At 44.0% G+C, this 6,154-nt stretch carries 7 protein-coding genes; 4 read left to right on the forward strand and 3 right to left on the reverse strand.

The annotated features are described in order from the left end of the window. Positions 1-20: 20 nt before the first annotated feature. Positions 21-1,430, reverse strand: a complete 1,410-nt coding sequence (locus tag VSQ61_RS16570; RefSeq protein ID WP_334345503.1) for an amidophosphoribosyltransferase — start codon at positions 1,428-1,430, stop codon at positions 21-23. Positions 1,431-1,613: 183 nt separating this feature from the next. Here VSQ61_RS16570 and fba point away from each other — a divergent pair, with 183 nt between their 5' ends. The 3 genes from fba (at position 1,614) to VSQ61_RS16585 (ending at position 3,558) form a co-directional block, all read left to right on the forward strand. After that, the gene (fba, locus tag VSQ61_RS16575; RefSeq protein ID WP_334345504.1) at positions 1,614-2,552 is read left to right on the forward strand and encodes a class II fructose-1,6-bisphosphate aldolase; all 939 of its coding nucleotides are present in this window, start codon (positions 1,614-1,616) and stop codon (positions 2,550-2,552) included. 135 nt (positions 2,553-2,687) lie between these two features. Beyond that, positions 2,688-3,089 (forward strand): DUF2752 domain-containing protein, encoded by a 402-nt coding sequence (locus tag VSQ61_RS16580; protein WP_334345505.1) that lies wholly within the window; start codon positions 2,688-2,690, stop codon positions 3,087-3,089. Positions 3,090-3,189: 100 nt separating this feature from the next. Continuing rightward, the gene (locus VSQ61_RS16585) at positions 3,190-3,558 is read left to right on the forward strand and encodes a hypothetical protein (protein ID WP_334345506.1); all 369 of its coding nucleotides are present in this window, start codon (positions 3,190-3,192) and stop codon (positions 3,556-3,558) included. A 137-nt stretch (positions 3,559-3,695) separates the two neighbouring features. On the opposite strand, the gene VSQ61_RS16590 is transcribed toward VSQ61_RS16585, so the two are convergent. Both VSQ61_RS16590 and VSQ61_RS16595 read right to left on the reverse strand, forming a co-directional pair. After that, a complete protein-coding gene (locus VSQ61_RS16590) occupies positions 3,696-4,247 on the reverse strand; it encodes a prolyl-tRNA synthetase associated domain-containing protein (RefSeq protein ID WP_334345507.1) in 552 nt (183 codons plus the stop codon). 133 nt (positions 4,248-4,380) lie between these two features. After that, complete coding sequence (locus VSQ61_RS16595) at positions 4,381-5,256, reverse strand: class I SAM-dependent methyltransferase (protein ID WP_334345508.1); 876 nt, start codon at positions 5,254-5,256, stop codon at positions 4,381-4,383. A gap of 134 nt (positions 5,257-5,390) precedes the next feature. Here VSQ61_RS16595 and VSQ61_RS16600 point away from each other — a divergent pair, with 134 nt between their 5' ends. Next, positions 5,391-5,987: a TetR/AcrR family transcriptional regulator gene (locus tag VSQ61_RS16600; RefSeq protein WP_334345509.1), complete on the forward strand. Its 597-nt coding sequence runs from the start codon at positions 5,391-5,393 to the stop codon at positions 5,985-5,987. The last annotated feature ends 167 nt before the right edge of the window (positions 5,988-6,154 follow it).

Here is a 6,154-nt window from a genome sequence, read left to right on the forward strand (position 1 = left end):
GCCATCCTTTTGCGGCCAGCTTATTCTTTTCCATTCCAACAGTAAGTACAGAGCTTTTCTTCTGGAAGTCCCGTTGCCTCAATCATGTCATCCAGGCGGTTGTAGCGCAAGGAAGTGAAGTTTAATTGCCTGCGGATTTCTTCCAGCATTTGTTCGTACTTTTCGGATTCCGGATTGGCGTATTCTTTTAAAACCTCGTCCGTTACAGAACCACCCTCTAATTTTTCGATGATTCTTCTGGCAATCAGATCCATCTCGGAAGAGGAACGGGAGAAATTCAGATATTTACAGCCATAGAGGATTGGCGGGCAGGCAGGCCGAATATGAACCTCTTTTGCGCCGCTCTGGTATAAAAACTCCGTTGTCTCCCCAAGCTGTGTGCCCCGAACAATAGAGTCATCAATGAGAAGCAGACTTTTTCCTTCAATAAGTTCATGAACAGGCAGAAGTTTCATCTTGGCAATCAGGCTCCGCTTACTCTGGATAGTTGGCATAAAGGAACGGGGCCAGGTGGGGGTATATTTAATGAAAGGCCGGGTAAAGGGAATTCCGGAAGTATTGGAATATCCTACTGCATGAGCAATTCCGGAATCGGGAACTCCAGCTACAGTATCAGGCTTTACGTTGTCTCTTTCTGCCATTTTAGCACCACAGTTATAGCGCATCTGTTCAACACTGATCCCTTGATAGGAACTGGAGGGATAGCCATAATACACCCAGAGAAAGGTGCAGATTTTCATATCCTTCCCAGGCGGTACTAAGGTTTTTACTCCGTCCGGGGTAAGGACAACAACCTCGCCGGGACCCAATTCTTTATAATTGGAGTAGCCCAGATTCAGATAGGCGAAGTCTTCAAAGGATACACAGTAAGCGTCTTCCTTTTGACCGATAACAGCCGGAGTGCGGCCCATCTTATCCCGGGCAGCGTAGATGCCGAGGGGCGTCATGATCAGGAAGGTCATGGAGCCGTCGATAAGTTCCTGAGCATATTGAATGCCTTCAATCAGATTGAGCTTTTGGTTGATAATTGCTGCTACCAGTTCAGTGGGATTAATATCGCCGCCGCTCATCTCTAAAAAGTGGGCATTCCCCTTGTCAAAAATCAGATCAGTAATTTCTTTTGTATTATTAATACGCCCTACGGTTGTAATGGCGAAGGTGCCGTGATGGGAGCGGACGATGAGGGGCTGAGGTTCATAATCGGAGATGCAGCCGATGCCCAGATACCCCTTCATTTCTTGCATGTCTTTGTCAAATTTTGTCCGAAATGGTGTGTTTTCAATGTTGTGGATAGCCCGGTCAAAGCCTTTTTCTTCTCCGTATACGGCCATTCCGCCCCGTCTGGTTCCCAGATGGGAATGATAGTCTACTCCGAAAAATAAATCAAATAAACAGTCGCTTTTGGAAGCAACGCCAAAAAATCCACCCATAAAATCTCCTTTGCTTTAACGAAAATAGTCAATTAATTTTCTATTTAAACAACGTATCACAGAATGAGATGGAAGTCCAGACGGTTTTCAGAAAAAAATAATAATTCTACGTTGATGAAATTTCCAATTTGTAGTATACTGACTGTAACCGTTAAAATTTCATAAAAAGTGAGGATGATAACAATGGCTTTAGTAACAACAACGGAAATGTTTAAGAAAGCATATGAAGGCGGTTATGCAATCGGTGCTTTCAACGTAAACAACATGGAGATCGTACAGGCAATCACAGAGGCAGCAGGTGAATTGAACTCTCCCATCATTCTGCAGGTGTCTGCAGGAGCCAGAAAGTATGCGAACCATACCTATCTGACCAAGTTAGTTGAGGCAGCGATCATTGAGAATCCGAACATCCCGATTGCTCTGCATCTGGATCACGGCGCAGATTTCGAGATCTGCAAGTCCTGTGTAGACGGCGGTTTCTCCTCTGTCATGATTGATGCTTCCAAGTATCCTTTTGAGGAGAATATTGAAATTACAAAGAAGGTTGTTGAGTATGCACACGCTCATGGCGCAGTGGTAGAGGCAGAGCTTGGCAAGCTGGCAGGTATCGAGGATGACGTGAACGTATCTGACGAGGATTCTTCCTATACACAGCCGGATGAAGTAGAAGAGTTTGTTACCAAGACGGGCGTAGACTCTCTTGCGATTGCAATTGGTACAAGCCATGGTGCATTTAAGTTCAAACCAGGTACAAAGCCGCAGCTTCGTTTTGACATTCTCCATGAGATTGAGAAGAGAATTCCGGGCTTCCCCATCGTTCTTCATGGTGCATCTTCTGTTCCTCAGGAGTATGTAAAGATTATCAACGAGAACGGCGGTGCTTTAAAGGATGCTATCGGTGTCCCGGAAGAGCAGCTTCGTGAAGCCGCAAGATCTGCTGTCTGCAAGATTAACATTGACTCTGACCTTCGTCTGGGTCTGACTGCTGGTATTCGTCAGGTTATGCAGGAGCATCCGGATTACTTCGATCCGAGACAGTATCTGACTGTTGCACGTGCTAATGTGAAGGATGTTGTTGCTCATAAGATTAAAGATGTACTGGGCAGCGCAGGCAAGGCTTGAATTTAAGAAAAATAGAGGATGTAGGAGGGCTGCCAACTGGCAGTCCTCTTTTATGATCTGGTGTTGAAGCATGAAGCAGACTGTTTTTAAAGAGAAACCCGGACAGAAAAATTGGATTTAAAGGTGTGGATTAATATGGGAAAAATTAGGACAGGGTTCAGGCGGCTGGGTGAAGATATCTATCATCTGCGTTATGCCCTTTTGGGAATTGGAATTTATTATGTGACGGTACATCTGCTCTTTGGTCAGTTCTGCCCTATGATGATTTTGCTTCATTTGCCGTGCCCGGGATGCGGTATGACCCGAGCCATGATTCTGGTTTTGTCTGGGCAATGGGAGGCGGCATGGAATTTGCAGCCATTGGTGTTTGGATGGATGGGGCTTGCGCTTCTGTTTGTCGGATATCGGTATCTGCTTGGCAAAAAGCCGAAATTTTTGACAGGTTTACTGGTAATACTGCTGGCAGGAACGCTGTTATTGTATGTCTATCGGGTGTGGACTGGATTTCCGCTGGAACTGCGTATAAGGCGTCTCTAGGCGGAGCATCGAAATCAAGCCGAAAACATTGCAGAAAAGGAAAAAAAGTGCTACACTAAGACGGTATTGTGAAAACAAAAAGACAGGGGAGGACACTAAAATGGATGAAATGTATAATAATCCCAATGGACAGAACGAGAATAGCTATCAAAACACACAGTATCAGCAACCTCAGCCGAGTATTCAGGCTCAGCTTCATTATGAGTATCAGACTCAGGAAAATCTGGAAGAGCCTATCACTATGGGAGAATGGCTGATTACGATGCTTATCATGCTGATTCCCTGTGTGAATATTGTGATGATGTTCGTATGGGCTTTCAGCAGCACGGAGAAAAAGAGCAAATCTAATTATTTTAAAGCAAATTTAATCTTTACGGGGATTATGTTTGTTTTCGCAATTGTTATGGTGATAGTTGTGAGCGTGGCAGCAGCATCTGCGATTGAAAACTTAGGTGGTTATTATTATTAGAAGTCTATTTTATAGAAAATAGGAAAAGGCAGCCGGGACTTGGAATTGTTATTTTATCCATTTCCTGGCTGCCTGGCCTTTATACCTGCAAGCGGCAAGTCAAGCAGACATGCTTACGGATGCATTTGAATTTTCAATTACAAGTGTACAAAAATAGGTTTATGTTCTATAGCAGGAAGCAACTTCTCTAATACATCCGAAGCTTTCAGTTTCAAGCTGGAAGTGTTGATACAGGGATGACAGCCGATGTATTCCTGTTTAACAACATCTTCATCTATGACAAGCTGAACCTGATGCTCCCTGTCATTCATAAGACCCAGAATACTCACAGAGCCGGGTGTAATATTAAGAAATTTTTCCATAAATTCCGGCGGTGCGAAAGAAAGCCGGGAAGAGTTGATCTGCTTGGTCAAATCCTTTGTCTTAAATTGTTTCGTTCCCGGCATCATCAGTAAATAGAATTTGTTTTTCCCGGAATTGCATAAAAATAGATTCTTACAGATCTCGATACCCAGCTGAGCGTCAACATCATGACAGGCCTCAATACTGGGAGTAACTTCGTGATCCAGACGTATGTAAGGAATCTGCAATTGTTCCAGAAGATCATAAACAGCCATTTCTTTTGGAAGGCGACCGTTTGGCTCCGGTCTTGTAGTATAGAGATGGGGATCAATATAAATTTCGCTCATATTATAGTCCTTTCTAAACCCACATGCGCTCCATTGGCGCACCACCATAAATGAAAGTCGGCAGTGGCGCATGGGGCATCCCTGAACTTAGTTTTCTGCTGCGCAGAAAAGGGTACTTTCATAGTAAAATTACTTACTGTGCTTCCCAGCGTCCGCTGGCTCCGCAAGGGAGGATTAAGCCGGTAGAGGATACGGGGAGCCCTATCTCCTGAGCATCTACTTTCCCCTGAAATTGCTTCAAAGCAGTGGCTAACATATAGGTTAGTACTGCAGGAGCCAGTCCTGTGGTATAGGAATTGACCAGGAAAAATAAAGGCTCTTGGCTTAGAAGCTGGGTACAGAGCTGAATCAGCGGAAAAATGGCGTCTTCGATCTTCCAGATTTCTCCTTTTGGGCCGCGGCCGTAAGAGGGTGGATCCATAATAATCGCGTCATAATGATTCCCGCGCCGGATCTCCCGTTCAACAAACTTTACACAGTCGTCTACAATCCAGCGAATAGGTGCATTTTCCAGACCGGAAGAACGGGCATTTTCTTTTGCCCAGCCAACCATGCCCTTTGAAGCATCCACATGAGTGACGGCAGCACCGGCTTTTGCAGCTGCAAGAGTGGCGCCTCCCGTGTATGCAAAGAGATTTAAAATCTTAACAGGACGTTTAGAAGAACGTATTTTTTCACTGAACCAGTCCCAGTTGGCAGCCTGCTCTGGAAATAAGCCAGTATGTTTAAAACTGAAAGGTTTTAATTGAAAAGTAAGGGCTTCTGGAGTGTCAGGCTTGTACGCAATGCTCCACTGCTGAGGAAGACTGAAAAATTCCCATTCTCCGCCGCCTTTTTTGCTGCGGTGATAATGGCCGTTTTTTTGATGCCATCCTTTGTGCTCTCGAGGAGTATCCCATATGACTTGAGGATCAGGCCTTACCAAAAGATAATTACCCCATCGTTCCAACTTTTCGCCTTTTGATGTATCCAGTACTTCATAGTCTTTCCAATTGCCTGCTATCCACATATAGAAACCTCTGCTCTCCGATATTCAAACATTGTGTACATGAAGCGAAGCTTGTGCAGTGCATTCTGCTTGCATTCACCAAGTGCTCATATTATACTAAAAAGGAAAATAAGCGTCAAGCAGGAGGTGGGCTTATGGCGAAGCAGAAGAAACGGTTGACTAAGAAAAAAATCGTGACAGCAGCCTGGAAGCTTTTTTACAGGCAGGGATACGATGATACGACTGTGGATGAGATTATTCGAGAAGCAGGAACCTCCAAAGGAACATTTTATCATTATTTTGATGGAAAAGATGCATTGCTTAGTTCTCTGTCCTACCTTTTCGATGATAAATATGAAGAACTTTTGCCGCAGCTGGACCCAGACAAGGACAGCTTTGATAAGCTGATTTATTTAAACCAGGAGTTGTTTGGGATGATTGAAACCAGTGTGTCCAGGGAACTGCTGGCATCACTTTATTCCTCTCAATTGATTACCAGAGGAGAGAAGCATCTGTTAGATCAAAACCGTCTGTATTATCGTTTGTTAAATGAGATTGTGGCAGAAGGACAAAAAAAGGGGGAGTTGACATCAGCCATGTCTTCTTATGAAATAACAAAGCTTTATGCTCTGTGTGAGAGGGCTCTGCTTTATGACTGGTGCATCTGCAATGGGGAATACTCTTTGAAGGCGTACAGCCTGCGTGTGATGCCGATGCTGCTGCACGAGATTCGAAATGAAAAGGTCCTTTGAAAAAAATTGAAAAATTTTCAAAAAATGTGTTGACAAGTAAAAAATGGTGTGTTAAGCTATTAAAGCTGTCGCAAGAGACAACACAAGCGAACCTTGATAACTAAACAGTGTAAAAACCTTGAAAATTCTAATAGAGAATCATGGATAATGGTTTGACTTTGTAAAAA

This window comes from Candidatus Merdisoma sp. JLR.KK006 (assembly GCF_036941035.1).
In the GTDB taxonomy this organism is placed as follows: domain Bacteria; phylum Bacillota; class Clostridia; order Lachnospirales; family Lachnospiraceae; genus Laedolimicola.